The sequence below is a fragment of the Bacillus sp. AC266 genome, assembly GCF_979253805.1.
On record NZ_CEEDEC010000008.1, the window covers coordinates 114357 to 129381 of the forward strand.

15 protein-coding genes, 1 pseudogene and 1 other annotated feature are annotated in these 15025 nt (G+C 36.2%); of the genes and pseudogenes, 12 read left to right on the plus strand and 4 right to left on the minus strand.

What is annotated here, in order from left to right; genetic code table 11:
* Window positions 1–443: 443 nt before the first annotated feature.
* Entirely contained in the window at window positions 444–2468 is a 2025-nt protein-coding gene (locus AC0IXC_RS25505) for a glycosyl hydrolase family 18 protein (protein ID WP_471653538.1), read from the minus strand.
* A 372-nt stretch (window positions 2469–2840) separates the two neighbouring features.
* Here AC0IXC_RS25505 and AC0IXC_RS25510 point away from each other — a divergent pair, with 372 nt between their 5' ends.
* From AC0IXC_RS25510 to AC0IXC_RS25540, 7 genes and pseudogenes are all read left to right on the plus strand, one after another.
* Window positions 2841–3212, plus strand: coding sequence for a DnaJ family domain-containing protein (locus tag AC0IXC_RS25510; protein ID WP_002140246.1), 372 nt, complete (start codon window positions 2841–2843; stop codon window positions 3210–3212).
* Window positions 3213–3222: 10 nt separating this feature from the next.
* Window positions 3223–3537, plus strand: coding sequence for a thioredoxin family protein (locus tag AC0IXC_RS25515; RefSeq protein WP_002029563.1), 315 nt, complete (start codon window positions 3223–3225; stop codon window positions 3535–3537).
* Window positions 3538–3550: 13 nt separating this feature from the next.
* Entirely contained in the window at window positions 3551–3802 is a 252-nt protein-coding gene (locus AC0IXC_RS25520; protein WP_002029564.1) for a hypothetical protein, read from the plus strand.
* 129 nt (window positions 3803–3931) lie between these two features.
* Window positions 3932–4015 (plus strand): annotated as a pseudogene (locus tag AC0IXC_RS25525) (histidine kinase); the annotation flags it as partial.
* Between the two features lie 80 nt (window positions 4016–4095).
* Entirely contained in the window at window positions 4096–4677 is a 582-nt protein-coding gene (locus AC0IXC_RS25530; protein ID WP_002124986.1) for a TetR/AcrR family transcriptional regulator, read from the plus strand.
* A gap of 66 nt (window positions 4678–4743) precedes the next feature.
* The gene (locus tag AC0IXC_RS25535; protein ID WP_471653539.1) at window positions 4744–5961 is read left to right on the plus strand and encodes an MFS transporter; all 1218 of its coding nucleotides are present in this window, start codon (window positions 4744–4746) and stop codon (window positions 5959–5961) included.
* Between the two features lie 71 nt (window positions 5962–6032).
* Complete coding sequence (locus AC0IXC_RS25540; protein ID WP_002010192.1) at window positions 6033–6284, plus strand: helix-turn-helix transcriptional regulator; 252 nt, start codon at window positions 6033–6035, stop codon at window positions 6282–6284.
* Window positions 6285–6359: 75 nt separating this feature from the next.
* On the opposite strand, the gene AC0IXC_RS25545 is transcribed toward AC0IXC_RS25540, so the two are convergent.
* Together AC0IXC_RS25545 and AC0IXC_RS25550 are read right to left on the minus strand one after the other, a co-directional pair.
* Window positions 6360–7643: an MFS transporter gene (locus AC0IXC_RS25545; protein ID WP_002010215.1), complete on the minus strand. Its 1284-nt coding sequence runs from the start codon at window positions 7641–7643 to the stop codon at window positions 6360–6362.
* 108 nt (window positions 7644–7751) lie between these two features.
* The gene (locus tag AC0IXC_RS25550; RefSeq protein WP_471653540.1) at window positions 7752–9065 is read right to left on the minus strand and encodes an alkaline phosphatase family protein; all 1314 of its coding nucleotides are present in this window, start codon (window positions 9063–9065) and stop codon (window positions 7752–7754) included.
* A 154-nt stretch (window positions 9066–9219) separates the two neighbouring features.
* Between AC0IXC_RS25550 and AC0IXC_RS25555 the strand changes: the two genes are divergently transcribed.
* Window positions 9220–9513: a YesK-like family protein gene (locus AC0IXC_RS25555; protein WP_002124993.1), complete on the plus strand. Its 294-nt coding sequence runs from the start codon at window positions 9220–9222 to the stop codon at window positions 9511–9513.
* 93 nt (window positions 9514–9606) lie between these two features.
* Window positions 9607–9814: a binding site (T-box leader), on the plus strand.
* Window positions 9815–9859: 45 nt separating this feature from the next.
* A complete protein-coding gene (gene proS, locus AC0IXC_RS25560) occupies window positions 9860–11290 on the plus strand; it encodes a proline--tRNA ligase (RefSeq protein WP_326996957.1) in 1431 nt (476 codons plus the stop codon).
* Between the two features lie 269 nt (window positions 11291–11559).
* On the opposite strand, the gene AC0IXC_RS25565 is transcribed toward proS, so the two are convergent.
* The gene (locus AC0IXC_RS25565; protein WP_471653541.1) at window positions 11560–12594 is read right to left on the minus strand and encodes an LPXTG cell wall anchor domain-containing protein; all 1035 of its coding nucleotides are present in this window, start codon (window positions 12592–12594) and stop codon (window positions 11560–11562) included.
* A gap of 207 nt (window positions 12595–12801) precedes the next feature.
* Here AC0IXC_RS25565 and AC0IXC_RS25570 point away from each other — a divergent pair, with 207 nt between their 5' ends.
* The 3 genes from AC0IXC_RS25570 (at window position 12802) to AC0IXC_RS25580 (ending at window position 15016) form a co-directional block, all read left to right on the plus strand.
* The gene (locus AC0IXC_RS25570) at window positions 12802–13680 is read left to right on the plus strand and encodes an ROK family protein (protein ID WP_471653542.1); all 879 of its coding nucleotides are present in this window, start codon (window positions 12802–12804) and stop codon (window positions 13678–13680) included.
* 128 nt (window positions 13681–13808) lie between these two features.
* Window positions 13809–14405, plus strand: coding sequence for a TerD family protein (locus tag AC0IXC_RS25575; protein WP_002029589.1), 597 nt, complete (start codon window positions 13809–13811; stop codon window positions 14403–14405).
* Between the two features lie 26 nt (window positions 14406–14431).
* Window positions 14432–15016, plus strand: a complete 585-nt coding sequence (locus tag AC0IXC_RS25580; RefSeq protein ID WP_002010225.1) for a TerD family protein — start codon at window positions 14432–14434, stop codon at window positions 15014–15016.
* Window positions 15017–15025: the final 9 nt, after the last annotated feature.

The following is a 15025-nucleotide window of genomic DNA, read 5'->3' on the forward strand; positions in this document are numbered from 1 at the left end:
TTATGAGCTAATGCCTTTTCTTTGTGATTAACATGATTTTCGAGAACTCTCAAATGAGAATTGTAAGAAAAAGAACTCTTATGGTGCGCTTATAAGCGCACCATAAGAGTTCTTTTTCTTTGGTTATATTTATAATAATACTAGATGCCTTTCCCTAATAGGCTACTATCTTTTTTATATATATAGATAGTTTGAAATGGAATGGAAATGATTTCTATATGTAAAGGATAATGTGATTAGTATGGGAAGACAATAGAACTTAAAGGAAATTCATGTAAAATTCAGATGAACTTCACGCGAACTTCATATTAGAAACTGAATATAATTATAATAGGTTATTATAATATAAATTGTGATTTTTCATAAAATTAAAAGTTTGAATTTAGGATAGAGCACTCAAACCTAAATTCAAACTTTAGTGAAATAATTAATGGAGGTTACGTTTAGTTTTCATTAATGGATGCATTTACAAGTTCGGCGGGATTGCCTGTTCCTGCCCCTCCGATTGTAACTGATCCACCAGGAGGAATTTCACCATTCCATCCTGCATTCGTAATTACGTAATGATTATTTATTTTACTACTAATTTTAGAATCCCAAACTTGTGTTAAATTGCCGTTATAATCAAATTCTAATTTCCAGTTTTTAATAGGGGTCGTTCCGCTATTTTTAATTATAATTGAGAAGTTGTAACCACTTCCCCAATTTGAAGTGACTGAAAAGGTAGCATTGCCATTTCCACCAGGAGGTGTTGTGTTAGCATCATCTGTTTTTATAAGAATAGAAGTAGGTTGTGATTTGTTACCAGCAGCATCTTTTGCTAATACTGAAAATGTGTATTCTGTATTAGGTTTCAAGTTTTTAATTGTAATGCTATTTGTTGTTGTACTCCATTTCTCTTCTCCGGCAGTAATTTCATATTCAGTAACGCCTACGTTATCAGTAGATGCAGTCCAGTTTAATTGAACTGAGTTTGAATTTTTATTTGTAACAGTAATATTTTTTACGTTTGTTGGTGGTTCAGTATCTTTTTGAGTAATAGGTCCACCAAGTAATTCTTTTACTAGCGTATCAAGTAATTTTGGTCCACTACAACTATATTTTGGACTTGTACGGCAATCCCCGCTTAGTTCCCAAAACATTGCGCCACTTAAACCCTTTGTCTTTATATAGTCTGTTTTATATTTCATAGATTCATTGTCATCATAGCTAATAAAGGTTCCTGTAGTCGCATTATATAAATAAGGTACTTTCGCTACATCGTTCCATCCGCGAACAAAACCATTTTTATTCACATAATTAGATGCTAAATCACCATAATCGTACACACCTGTGTCACCGGTAGAATAATCATCCCAAGTGCCTTTAGAAGCGAGCTTTCCGTCACTACCTGGTTTACAAGGTTGGTATTGCCCATTATTTTCTTTTCCGCAACTTTTCCATCCACGTCCGTAAAAAGGTATACCTAATACGAGTTTATCCGCTGGAACCCCTTCATTTGTATAAATGTCTATCGCACCATCTACGTAAAATTTCGTATCCGCTGCGGGGTCATTTGGATCTTTGTATAGTGCAGCATTATGGTTAGAAGTAGCTTCCCACCCACCGTGGAAATCGTATGTCATAATATTAATCCAATCCAGTATTTGAGAAATCTTCTTTAGCTCTGTATGATCCGCATAACGTTGGCTTGCACCTGACGCGATTGTTAGTAAATATTGTTTACCATCTTCTGCACCAGCTTTCGTTAATGCATTTCGAACATCTTGAAGCAGAAGGGTGAAGTTTTGTTTATCTTCAGGACGATAACTACCACCAGGAATCGTTTCAACACCCGGGTATTCCCAGTCTAAATCAACGCCGTCAAATCCATATTCGCGAAGAAAAGCTACTGTAGATTCAGCGAATACTTTTCTTGTTTTTTCATCAGCGGCCATATCAGAAAAGCGGTTAGACCAAGTCCAGCCACCAACTGAAATAATTGTTTTTAAGTGAGGATACTTAGCTTTTAATCGTTTCAGTTCTCCGAAATTTCCACAGCGGGCATATTTATCACAATCTTCCCAAGTTGTACCCGATCCCGGATAAGATTTTGTGACATCAGCCCATGGTTCACCGAGTACGAGAGTGCCATTAGGGACCTCTTTATTTTGCAGTGGTACACCAGATTCTTTACAGTTCCACGTTTGTTTATTTGGATTATCGGGGTGAGTAGAAGGGTTTCCATGTTTTCCATTCCAGCAAATATCAGCGAAAGCATAGTTTAAATGAGTTAGCTTTGATGCATCAATGTCTGCAACTTGATAATTACGTCCGTAAACGCCCCATGAAGGAAAATACCCAACAATTTTTTGACCTTGCTTTGGTGAATCTGCTAATGCGAAATTTGGAGTAATAAAGTTTGTGAGAAAAAGAGGTAAGAAAAGTAGTAGGGATAGTAATAGTAGCGTGAATTTTTTTGATCTCATAGTCATTTCTCCTTTCAAAATAAAAGATATATTTAAAGGCATGCGCCAATAAACCAAAGTGAATCTAGACGTATGAAACGTCTAGATAAAAATGATCAGACATCACGAAGTCTATACAAGGGAGCTGGGGGTGATTAAATCGTAGCAAATGCAAGATTTGGTGTAAACGCTTTATTTGATTCGCAAAGATTTTCTCAATATTAAATGGCTCTAATACAGACTACACATGAAAATAAAATATTGATTAGGGAGGAAAAGGCTCCTTGTAATTAAATTTGAGAAAAAATTGTATAAAGTCAATTTGTAATAGCGTAGCAAGATGAGAAAATATCATGTAAAATAATAGTAAAAATATGTAAAGGAGCGAATGGTGTGGATGTCTTTTTGAACATTGCTGAAGAAAAAATTCGACAAGCAATACGGAATGGTGATCTCGATCATATTCCGGGGAAAGGAAAACCACTACAATTAGAAGACCTTTCAATGGTACCTCCAGAACTTAGAATGAGTTATAAAATCTTGAAAAATGCAGGTATGATTCCACCAGAAATGGAACTACAAAAAGATATATTAAAAATAGAAGACTTAATTGCGTGCTGTTATGATGAAGTAGAGAGAAAAGAATTACAAGAAGAGTTAACAGCAAAAACGCTGCGTTTTCAGCAGGTAATGGAAAAGAGAAAGATTAAAGATAGTTCGGCTTTTCGTATGTATCAGGATAAAGTATTTCGTAAATTACGCTAAGAGGGATAAGATGAATACATTTGAAACGATAGAAGAATTAGCGACATATATTGAAGGACAACAATTGGTACTGCTGTTTATTAAAACGGAAAATTGTGGTGTTTGTGATGTTATGTTAAGAAAAGTAAATTGCGTATTAGAGAATTATGATTACGTAGAGAAAGTAGAAATATTACTACAAGACATGCAAGAGATTGCGGGGCGATATGCAGTATTTACAGGGCCAACAGTTTTATTATTTTATACTGGAAAAGAGATCCTTCGTGAATCGCGCTTCATTTCACTTGAAAATTTAGAGAGAACCATTCAATTATTCGAAGATTAAGGGAGGCTTTTATATGGAATTTATTATTGTCATACTATTATTTGTTGTAGTTGGAACGATCGCAACAGCAGTTCGATCAAACAAAAAGAAGGTAAATCTTACAAAACAAAATAACATTCATAATTCATCCAACAGCTCATCACCATTATTTTTCTTTGCTGGATCGGATAATGATAGCTCGCACGATGGAGGTTCACATGATTGCGGAGGTTCTTTTGGTGGAGATAGTGGAGGTAGCTGCGGTGGTGGAGGCGGCGGTGATTGATGAGAATACGCCCTATAGGGGGCGTATTTCTTTTTAAACAAACGTTTGATTAGTTGGCTTCCACATGCATAAAAACAGTTAAACAAACGTTTGATTAAATATTTTTAACATGCTAGGGGAAATGAAAAGGGAACCGTATTTCTTACTAAATTAGGATTTAAATTTGGAATAATACATATGATTCGAATGTGGTTTGAAAGTACGTTTTCTTAAATAAGGAGTATAGCCTCTTGCGATAGAGGTTTTTTATTTGTTATTATTAGACTGAACGGTCGGTTTAAAGAGGTGTGAATATGAGAAGAAGCGCAGAAGAGATAAAGAAAGAAATTGCCTATAAAGCAGAAAGTCTGTTTTCACAGAAGGGCTATGCAGCTACATCTATGGAAGAGATTTGTGAAATTACAGAGAGAAGTAAAGGAAGCATTTATTATCACTTTAAAAGTAAAGAAGAATTATTTTTATTTGTAGTGAAACAGCATACGTATGATTGGCTTGAAAAATGGAATGAAAAAGAGAAGTTGTATAGTACTAGTACTGAAAAACTATATGGTCTCGCGGAATATTATGTAGAGGACATACAGCAACCCATTTCAAATGCAATAGAGGAATTCTCTATGAGCCAAGTTGTAAGTAAAGAAATTCTGGATGAACTGTTAGCTTTAACTAGAGAATCATATGTTATGGTTGAGAAATTAATTGAAGCAGGTATACAGTCTGGAGAGTTTCAAGAAGATGATACGCGTGATCTTATGTATATTGTGAATGGATTATTATCGGGGCTTGGAGTACTTTACTACGAGTTAGATTATAAAGAGCTGAAACGTATTTATAAAAAGGCAATAGATGTATTGTTAAAAGGAATGGCAGCTGAATAATAGGTCAGTTGCTTTTCTTACAAAATAAATTAGACCGAACGGTCGGTTTATGAAAGGGGAATGAAAATGAACGCTTTATTTAAAAACCGAGCATTTATGCTCGTTATGGCATCTGATATTTTACAACAATTTGCAATTTGGATCAGAAATATGGCTCTTTTGTATTTCATAATGGAGCGAACGAATAATGATCCAGTTTCAGTTTCTTTGTTATCGGTTATGGAATATGCACCTATTTTTATTTTCTCGTTTATCGGTGGGGTGCTAGCTGATCGCTGGAATCCGAAAAGAACGATGGTCGCTGGAGATGTATTAAGCGTACTGTCTATTGTAGGAATTGTCTTGTTGCTAAAGCTGGATTATTGGCAGGCTATATTTTTTGCAACACTCATTTCCGCGATTGTAGGTCAGTTTTCACAGCCATCATCTTCGCGTATATTTAAACGCTATGTAAAAGAAGAACAGGTAGCAAATGCGATTGCATTTAATCAAACATTACAGTCGCTATTTATGATTTTTGGACCAGTGGTAGGATCGCTTGTGTACACACAACTTGGTTTATTTACGTCACTATATAGCTTAATTATTTTATTTTTGTTATCTGCTATCGCTCTTTCATTTTTACCAAAATGGGTGGAACAAGAGCAAGTGGCGAGAGGTTCATTAAAAAATGATATAAAAGAAGGTTGGAAATACGTTCTTCATACGAAAAATTTACGTATGATTACGATCACTTTCACCATTATGGGCTTAGCTGTTGGACTAACGAATCCATTAGAAGTGTTTCTTGTAATAGAACGGCTTGGAATGGAAAAGGAAGCCGTTCAATATTTAGCCGCAGCTGATGGAATCGGTATGTTAATTGGTGGTATTGTTGCTGCAGTTTTCGCTTCAAAAGTGAATCCGAAAAAGATGTTTGTATTCGGTATGAGCATATTAGCGATGTCATTTTTAGTAGAAGGGTTATCTACATCATTTTGGATTACTAGTTTCATGAGATTTGGAACAGGTATTTGTTTAGCCTGTGTCAATATCGTTGTCGGTACGCTTATGATTCAACTTGTACCAGAAAACATGATTGGCAGAGTAAATGGAACGATTTTACCACTGTTCATGGGGGCAATGTTAATTGGAACTTCACTAGCTGGAGGATTGAAGGAGATGACCTCACTAGTTACTGTATTTTGTATAGCAATGGCACTTATTTTATTTGCGATAGGTCCGGTTTTACGTATGCAAATAAAGAAAGAAGATATTGTGAATCGAGAGGAAATGACGAATTGATTAGTTTCGAAATAGCTATTGTAAGGGAGCAGAATTGCTCCCTTTTCTTGTGGCAATCTTTTGACAATGACATGTACCAACTATATACTGATGATGTAAAAACGATTTTACAGGTTAGGAGAAACGGTGTGAAAAATCAAATCTATGAATTGCGCACTGCAAATAATATTTCACAAGGTGCATTAGCGGATAAGTGTAACGTATCAAGACAGACGATAAATGCAATTGAGAATAATAAATATGATCCAAGCTTAGCACTAGCATTCCGGTTAGCAGAAGTATTAGGAACAACTGTCGATAAACTATTTTTGTACAAGCTTTAGAGTTTTTAATTGTGGTGCGTTATCGTTAAAAATATAAGAAAAAGATCCCCTTCTTGTGTGAAGGGGATCTTTTTCTTATATTGTTTTAGTTTTCGGATTAGGTGGTGTAACGGACGTATCATTTTCAGGTACTCTAGTTAATAAGAATCCACCGATAATAAATAGGACAATAATACTAAGGACACCAGCGTTTGTTTTTCCTGTTAATTGTGTTGTGACACCTACTAATACCGGACCCATAATTGCTGCGAATTTACCAAAGATATTATAAAATCCGAAGAATTCATTTGCAGATTCTTTCGGTACTAGTTTTGCGAAATAAGAACGGCTAAGTGCTTGAATCCCGCCCTGAGAAGTAGCAACTAACATTGCTAAAATCCAGAAATCAAACGTCGTTTTTAAGAAATAAGCATATGTGCAAATAATGATATAAATGATAATGCCGACATATAGCATTTTTTTACCGGTAAATGTTTCCGATAGTTTTCCATATAATAAAGCAAATGGACAAGCGACAATTTGTGTTACAAATAAGATGATTAATAGATTGGTTGCACTAATACCGAGATCTGTTCCGTAAGCAGTAGACATAGTGATAATTGTATCTACCCCATCAATGTAGAAAAAGTAAGCTATTAGGAACATAAATACAGTTTTATATTCTTTAATATTTTTAAACGTATTAGCAAGGCGCTTGAAGCTCATTGCAATTGGTCTTGGATGACGTTCAATATAGTGTGTTTGCTCTACATTTTTTAGCATTGGTATCGTAAATAGTCCCCACCAAAGAGCAGTTATTGCAAAGGAAATTTGACTAGCAATTCCGACTGATAAGGGGATAGTTCCTTTTTGAGCAAGAATAATAAGAGCAATACAACCGATAAAAGGAATTGTGCTCCCAATGTAACCTAATGCAAAACCTCGCGTAGAAATTCGGTCCATTCTATCTCCAGAGGTAACATCTACTAGAAATGCATCATAAAAAATATTTGCTCCAGCAAAGCCAACTAATGCGAGCATATAGCATCCTAGTAATAAGTACCACTGAGATGTTGGAACAATTGCTAGCATACTTGTAAATACGATACCGAGTCCAAAGAAGAATGTGAAAAATCGTTTTTTAAATCCCTTATAATCAGCAACTGTGCCGAGAATAGGAGCGAGTATAGAAATTAAAAGTGTAGCGAACGAGTTTGCATATCCCCAATAGGCTGTTGAAGTTGCGCCAGATAGACCAGCTTCTTTTGCAGCTGCTTTAAAGTAAATTGGAAATAATGCAGTTGTAATGACGAGCGAATATACCGAGTTCGCCCAATCGTATAATATCCAGCTTTTTTCTTGTCTGGACATTTTTTTCATATAATGTTCCCCCTTAAATTTGTTCTACTAACAGTGTACAAAAATAAAAATTATAAAAAGAGAAACAGTGATGATTTTTACATAACTTTTACATATATACACAGTTCTTTACAATTGAAGTAAATCCTCTACAATTGCGCCGTCTGTTTCACCTAAGTGCAAACCGAGTAACCTAGCGATAGTCGGGCCTTCATCAATCAGTCTCATATACGGGATTGTAACGCCACTTTGAATGCCTTTCCCAGCAGCCATAAAAATTGTTTCATAGTTAGGTTTTGTTGGGGAATATCCATGTGTGCCAAATGTATATTTCTTACTTGAAGTAACATCTTTTTTATTAATTTTTTTTATGAAATCACCTGTATAATTTTCAATGAAGTAATAACCTTCCATGGCCTCTAGCATAAATAAGCAATTACCATCAGCACCACGTTCTTTTGCACCTTCATCGTGCAGAATAAATTCAATTCCATTTTGTTTATTCTGAAGAAGTTCTTCAAGAAGAAGTTGAATTTCTTTAATCGTTTCAGTATCATTTTTATCTTTTACATGTACGTAGGCAGATCCATCACAGCTTTGGCAATAAGCTTTCCAATCTAGTAACTTTCCACTTTTATTTACGGATATAAGTCCTTTTTGACGAAATAGGACATTTAGTTGGATTGCTTTGTTTTCACTTAAAGCGCTATGATCGCCAAGTGCAATAATTGTACTTTCTTCGTATATCCCGCTTTCTTTTAATGCATGAATAATTTTTCCAAGGCGTTCGTCGTGTCTGTGGATTGCAGCTATTGTTTCTTTAGACTCAAAGCCATGATAGTGTCTTTGAGTATCTAAATCAGTAAAATGTACGAACATAACATTAGGCTTTTTCGTATGGATTGTATGTACAGTAGAAGCGAGGACGAAATCATCAAGTTCAGGCTGTGACAGTCCATTTCGTATATGGCCGAAGCGACGATTTAAATCTAATTGATATAGCGGACTACCGCTAAATAATGAAACTAAAACTTGATTTTGCCACGGTCTATTTGGAAAAATTTCTGGTAAATTGTAATCAATATTTGCTCTTCCAGTAACAGGCCATAGAAGGGCAGCTGTCGTTAAATTTGCTTTGCGTGCTTCATCGTATAAAGTTGTTCCTTTAATGGACTTTCGATACCAATGCCAATCTGGTGACTCACGTCCTGGTTGAAGTAATGTATTGCTGACAACGCCATGCTTATTAGGATAATTACCGGTTACGATTGTTGAGTGGCTTGGATATGTTACAGAAGGATAAATTGGCTCCACTTTTTTCGCAATCGCGCCCTTTTTTATTAAAGTTTGGAAATTAGGTAGTTTTTGTAATATAGGAAAATCTAAAGCTGATAAGCAGTCGAAAGATAAAATAATGACGCGATTTGTTAATGCTTTATCCATAAAGTTTCCCTCCTGATTATATAAAACCTATTCTTATATATTACTATTAATACCTGGTAATAAAAATATATTTTTGAATAAAATTTCGTTATTTATTTTCAGAAAAATTAAACATATAATAAGTATAAGGTAATGAATGGAAGGAGGGAATACTATGGATTGGCTAGATGGATTTGGTATCTTTTACATCATTGGTGGAGTCACCGTTCTCCTTGTATTTTTTATGTCATATTTACTAAAGAAACGTTTTCCAGACAAACAGTTTGATATTATATTTGCACTTAGTTTAGTACTTCTTTGTTTAGCTTTCTTTCCTGTAACAATGATCGCTATTGGTGGTTGGGAAGGAATGGGATACGGATTTATTTGTTTCTTCGTTTTAATTGGTACACTAATTGGTATGGTTGCTCATCAACTTGTAAAAATAGTTCGGAAAAGTTACGTATAAAACAGTGATAATTGAAAAAAATGTATAAAAATAAGAAAATTGGCTCTTGTTTTGAGATAAAATTTATATTATGATATTCAACAAATTTATTTTGTTATAACGATGAAAAAGGAATAGTACATGTCTTACCTTTTTGCAGAGAGAGAATCCTTTTGGCTGGAAGATTCTTAAAGAGGCGATATGGAACCAACCTTTGAGTTCTGCATATGCAGCGGGAAATTCCCGTTATCAAAAAGAGAGCATACTCAATTTTTTTGTGTATGAATCAGGGTGGTAACGCCGACAAAGCTCGGTCCCTATTTGGGGACGCGGGCTTTTTCTATTTTCTAAAGGAGGAAGAATAACTATGGTAAAAGAACAAGTACAAGCCATTGCGAAAATGGAAGAAGACTTTGCTCAGTGGTATACCGATATTGTAAAAAAAGCGGAGCTTGTTGATTATTCAAGTGTGAAAGGTTGTATGATTTTACGTCCATACGGTTATGCATTATGGGAAAATATGCAGAAAGTGATGGATGAAAAATTAAAAGAATCTGGTCATGAAAATGTGTACATGCCAATGTTTATTCCAGAGAGTTTATTACAAAAAGAGAAAGATCATGTTGAAGGATTTGCTCCTGAAGTAGCATGGGTTACTCATGGCGGAGCTGAGAAATTGGCGGAAAGACTTTGTATACGTCCTACATCTGAAACTCTATTCTGTGAGCATTTTTCAAAAATTGTTCAATCATATAATGATTTACCAAAGTTATATAACCAGTGGTGTTCAGTAGTTCGTTGGGAGAAGACGACGAGACCATTCCTTCGTACAACTGAATTTTTATGGCAAGAAGGTCATACGATTCATGAAACGGCAGAAGAATCTCAAATTGAAACATTAAATATTTTAAATCTATATGCTGCTTTTTGTGAAGAGTATTTAGCGATTCCCGTTATTAAAGGGCAAAAAACAGAAAAAGAAAAGTTTGCAGGAGCGAAGGCAACTTATACGATTGAAAGTTTAATGCATGATGGAAAAGCACTTCAAACAGGAACATCTCATAACTTTGGAACGAATTTCTCTGAAGCATTTGATATTAAGTTTTTAGACCGTAACGGTAAATGGCAATATGTACATCAAACATCTTGGGGTGTATCAACAAGAATGATAGGTGGACTTATTATGGTTCATAGCGATAATAACGGACTTGTAATGCCACCGAAAGTCGCTCCAGTACAAGTTGTTATCGTTCCTATTGCTCAGCACAAAGAAGGTGTGTTAGAAAAAGCAACAGAGTTGCAAGGACGTATTCAGAAGGTTGCACGTGTAAAAATAGATGCTAGCAATAAAACACCTGGCTGGAAATTTAATGAGTATGAAATGAAGGGTGTTCCAATTAGATTAGAAGTTGGTCCAAAGGATATTGAAAAGAATCAAGTTGTACTTGTAAGGCGAGATACGAAAGAAAAAGAGTTTATATCAATGGATCAATTAGAAGAACGCATTCCAGCACTACTTGAGGAAATTCACCATTCCTTATTTAGCAAAGCAAAAGTATTTCGCGATGAGAATACGTATAGTGTGACGAATTTCGGAGAGATGAAAAAAATAGTTGATGAAAAACAAGGGTTTATTAAAGCAATGTGGTGCGGAGAACTAGCTTGTGAAGAAAAACTAAAAGAAGAAATTGGAGTATCTTCACGTTGTATTCCGTTCGAACAAGAAAGTTTAGCTGACGAATGTATTTGCTGTAGTAAAAAAGCGAAGCAGATGGTGTATTGGGGAAAAGCGTATTAATACTCTTTCTACTAGATGACAAAAAGGACCTTTGATTGCATAATAAAATGCAATCAAAGTCCTTTTTAGTTTTATCCCGCTATTTGCCAGGCAGTAAAACTCCCACTTCAAAATTCGGCTGGAGCAAAGAAGTTAGGTGGGAGCCCTGCTGCCGGTAAAAGCCCGATTGGTGAAGGCTAATAATCAGTGGGGGATGAACAAAATCCCCACTGATTAAAGTTTCACTTTATAATCTGTTTCATGTATTTTTAGATGGAAGGATGATTTTTTTATTTTGCGTTTTTACGACGAATAAATAGTAACACACCAATTAGGAATGTCGAAAGACCAATTAAAATAGATGCAGGATAATGCGTTGCAGTATTAGGCAATTTATTGCCTTGTTTTGTTGCATTATCTTTTGCGTCACCGCTTTGAGAGCCGCTATCGCCTTTAACACGGTTGCCGCCCTGAGAGCCATTACCACCTTGAGAACTGCTGTCGCCTTTAACACGGTTGCCGCCCTGAGAGCCACTGCCACCAGAACCACTGCCACCAGAACCACTGCCACCAGAACCACTGCCACCAGAACCACTGCCACCAGAACCATTGCCACCAGAACCATTGCTACCAGAACCGTTGCCACCAGAGCCATTGTCACCAGAACCATTGCCACCAGAGCCGTTACCGCCAAAACCGTTGCCACCAGAGCCATTGCCACCAGAGCCATTGCCACCAGAGCCATTGTCACCAGAACTACTGCCACCAGAACCGTTACCGCCAGAACCACTGCCACCGGAGCCATTGCCACCAGAGCCATTGCCACCAGAGCCATTGTCACCAGAACCACTGCCACCAGAGCCGTTACCGCCAGAACCGTTGCCACCAGAACCGTTGCCACCAGAACCGTTGCCACCGGAGCCATTGCCACCAGAACCGTTGCCGTCAGAACCATTGCCGCCAGAACCACTGCCGCCAGAACCATTGCCGCCAGAACCGTTGCCGTCAGAACCGTTGCCGTCAGAACCACTGCCGTCAGAACCACTGCCACCAGAATCATTGCCGCCAGAACCACTGCCACCAGAACCGTTGCCACCAGAACCGTTGCCACCAGAACCATTGCCACCAGAACCACTATCGTCCTGAGAACCATTGTTTCCTGGAGGTTTATTATTATCTTTTGAATTACCTTCTGCTAAAGTATCGTTATTTTGTACAATAGCGTTTGTTATTGGATGGAAGTTTTCAGTTGCAGCATTACCAATATTTAAGCCGCTAAAAAAGGATAAAGAAAGTGTTGATGCTAGAATGAAGATTTTTGTCATTGTTTTCCTCCTGAAGAAAAAATTATTGTTCCATCTAAAATACACCCCTTTGTAATATTTCATAGGAAAAAGAGTTTTATGCAAAAAAAACCATATATAGAAAAAGGTGGTTTATTTCTAAAGGGAGAAAAGAGTTAATGTAAATTCCTTGCAAATAGTAGAGTGATGGAGAATTTACACTCATAACAGTAGAGGAAGTGGTAACGGATGAAAGAATATGTTGCATTTGATATTGGTGGTACGCAAATTAAATATGGAATTGTTTCAGAAATAGGGGTAGTACTAATACATAAAAAGGTCCCAACAGAAATTCACTTGGGCGGGGAACAAATTGTTCAAAAACTTATATGTTTATCAAAAAAGTTAATGACTGAACATACTATTTCCGGAATTGGTATTAGTACAGCGGGAATTGTTGATATTGATAAAGGAGTTATAACGGGAGGTGTGGATCATATTCCACGTTATGCTAATATTTCTATTGTTGAGAGATTACAAGAAGTATTAAAAGTTCCTGTATCTATTGAAAATGATGTTAATTGTGCAGCCTTAGGTGAGAAATGGAAAGGTACAGGGAGGGGAGAAAGCGATTTTATTATGCTTACGCTTGGAACGGGCATTGGTGGAGCAATTGTTATAAATGGAGAGTTATACCGTGGACATTCGTTTGGCGCTGGGGAATGGGGGAACATGTTAATAGAAGGGAAAACTTTTGAGGAGGTTGCCTCAATTTCAGGATTAATTCATCTCGTACGAAGATATAAAGGTAAAAAGGAGTGGGATGGTAAAACAATTTTCGAATTATATGATAAGGGTGATAGCGGTGTTACTCAAGCCGTGAAGATTTTCTTTAAACATTTGGCGATTGGTATTAGCAATCTTGCTTATATTTTTAATCCGAAAATGATTATTATTGGTGGGGGAATTACTGAAAGAGGAGATGATTTCTTAAATGAAGTGAAGGAAGAGATAGGAACATACTTAAATCAAGAGATTTATAGTAATTGTGAGATTAAACTTGCGCAAAGCGGTAATTGTGCAGGAATGATTGGCTCTATTTACCACTTATTACATCAGTATAAATAAATATAGTATCTGTTTTCATATAATTGAGAATTTATCCTTTTTCTCATTAGATAAATAATGCTACAATATAAGAGAAGAATACAATGTTTTCCGAGTTGGAAAATGCTTTGTAGAAAGGAAGAAACTTCATGCCTATTATTTTAGAAAAAGGACAAAAGATTGATTTAACGAAAGGACAACCGAGAGTAGCGAAACTACAGGTTGGCTTAGGCTGGGATCCAATTGGGCAATCAGGTGGGTTTCTGTCTTCTTTATTTGGAAGTAAACCAAGTGTAGATTGTGATGCATCTGTCGTTATGTTAGAAGGGGATCGTTTTTTAAACAAAAATGATCTAGTTTACTTCGGCAACAAACTTTCTACTTGTGGTAGTATTATTCATTCAGGAGATAATTTAACAGGTGAAGGCGCTGGTGACGACGAAACAATTTTCGTAGAATTACATAAAGTTCCGAGCCGTATTAATCGTTTAGTATTCGTTGTAAATATTTATGACTGTGTAAATCGTCGTCAAGACTTTGGGATGATTCGCAATGCATATATTCGTATTCAAAACCCACAAACAGGTGAAGAATTAGCGCGTTATAACTTGTCAGATAATTATGCTGGCAAAATGACTTTAATTGCAGGTGAAATGTACCGAGACGGAAACGAATGGAAGTTTTCAGCAGTGGGAGAAGGAACACAAGATAAAAACTTAAGTGAGATTGTATCACGTTACCAATAAAATAAACCAAGGAGGAATAGTATAATATGGCATCTATTTCATTGAAAAAAGGACAAAAGGTAGACTTAACAAAAACAAATCCAGGTCTTTCGAAAGTTCTTGTAGGACTTGGTTGGGATACGAATCGTTATGACGGACAAAATGATTTCGATTTAGATGTTAGTATCTTCTTAGTAGGTGCTAACGGTAAAGTTTCAGGTGCAGAGGATTTCGTCTTCTATAATAATCCAAAAGGTGCGAATGGTGCTGTAGAGCATTTAGGAGATAACCGTACAGGTGAAGGTGAAGGCGACGATGAAACAATTAAAATAGACTTAAAAAATGTTCCTGCTAACATTGAGCGTATTTGTTTCACAATTACAATTTATGATGGAGAAGGCCGCAGCCAAAACTTCGGACAAGTTTCTAATTCTTTCGTACGTATTATGGATGAAGAAAAGAATGCAGAATTAATTCGTTACGATTTAGGAGAAGATTTCTCTATTGAAACAGCTGTAGTAGTGAGCGAATTATACCGTCACGCAGGTGAATGGAAATTCAATGCAATCGGAAGTGGATTCCAAGGTGGATTAGGTTCTCTATGTAATAACTTTGGTTTAGATGTAGAGTAATAGATTTAT

Bases quoted from the DNA above. Each gene is read 5' to 3' on its own strand.
- AC0IXC_RS25505 (WP_471653538.1), bottom strand. From the start codon at position 2,468: ATGAGATCAAAAAAATTCACGCTACTATTACTATCCCTACTACTTTTC.
- AC0IXC_RS25515 (WP_002029563.1), top strand. From the start codon at position 3,223: ATGAATACATTTGAAACGATAGAAGAATTAGCGACATATATTGAAGGA.
- AC0IXC_RS25520 (WP_002029564.1), top strand. From the start codon at position 3,551: ATGGAATTTATTATTGTCATACTATTATTTGTTGTAGTTGGAACGATC.
- AC0IXC_RS25530 (WP_002124986.1), top strand. From the start codon at position 4,096: ATGAGAAGAAGCGCAGAAGAGATAAAGAAAGAAATTGCCTATAAAGCA.
- AC0IXC_RS25535 (WP_471653539.1), top strand. From the start codon at position 4,744: ATGAACGCTTTATTTAAAAACCGAGCATTTATGCTCGTTATGGCATCT.
- AC0IXC_RS25540 (WP_002010192.1), top strand. From the start codon at position 6,033: ATGTACCAACTATATACTGATGATGTAAAAACGATTTTACAGGTTAGG.
- AC0IXC_RS25545 (WP_002010215.1), bottom strand. From the start codon at position 7,643: ATGAAAAAAATGTCCAGACAAGAAAAAAGCTGGATATTATACGATTGG.
- AC0IXC_RS25550 (WP_471653540.1), bottom strand. From the start codon at position 9,065: ATGGATAAAGCATTAACAAATCGCGTCATTATTTTATCTTTCGACTGC.
- AC0IXC_RS25555 (WP_002124993.1), top strand. From the start codon at position 9,220: ATGGATTGGCTAGATGGATTTGGTATCTTTTACATCATTGGTGGAGTC.
- proS (WP_326996957.1), top strand. From the start codon at position 9,860: ATGGTAAAAGAACAAGTACAAGCCATTGCGAAAATGGAAGAAGACTTT.
- AC0IXC_RS25565 (WP_471653541.1), bottom strand. From the start codon at position 12,594: ATGACAAAAATCTTCATTCTAGCATCAACACTTTCTTTATCCTTTTTT.
- AC0IXC_RS25570 (WP_471653542.1), top strand. From the start codon at position 12,802: ATGAAAGAATATGTTGCATTTGATATTGGTGGTACGCAAATTAAATAT.
- AC0IXC_RS25575 (WP_002029589.1), top strand. From the start codon at position 13,809: ATGCCTATTATTTTAGAAAAAGGACAAAAGATTGATTTAACGAAAGGA.
- AC0IXC_RS25580 (WP_002010225.1), top strand. From the start codon at position 14,432: ATGGCATCTATTTCATTGAAAAAAGGACAAAAGGTAGACTTAACAAAA.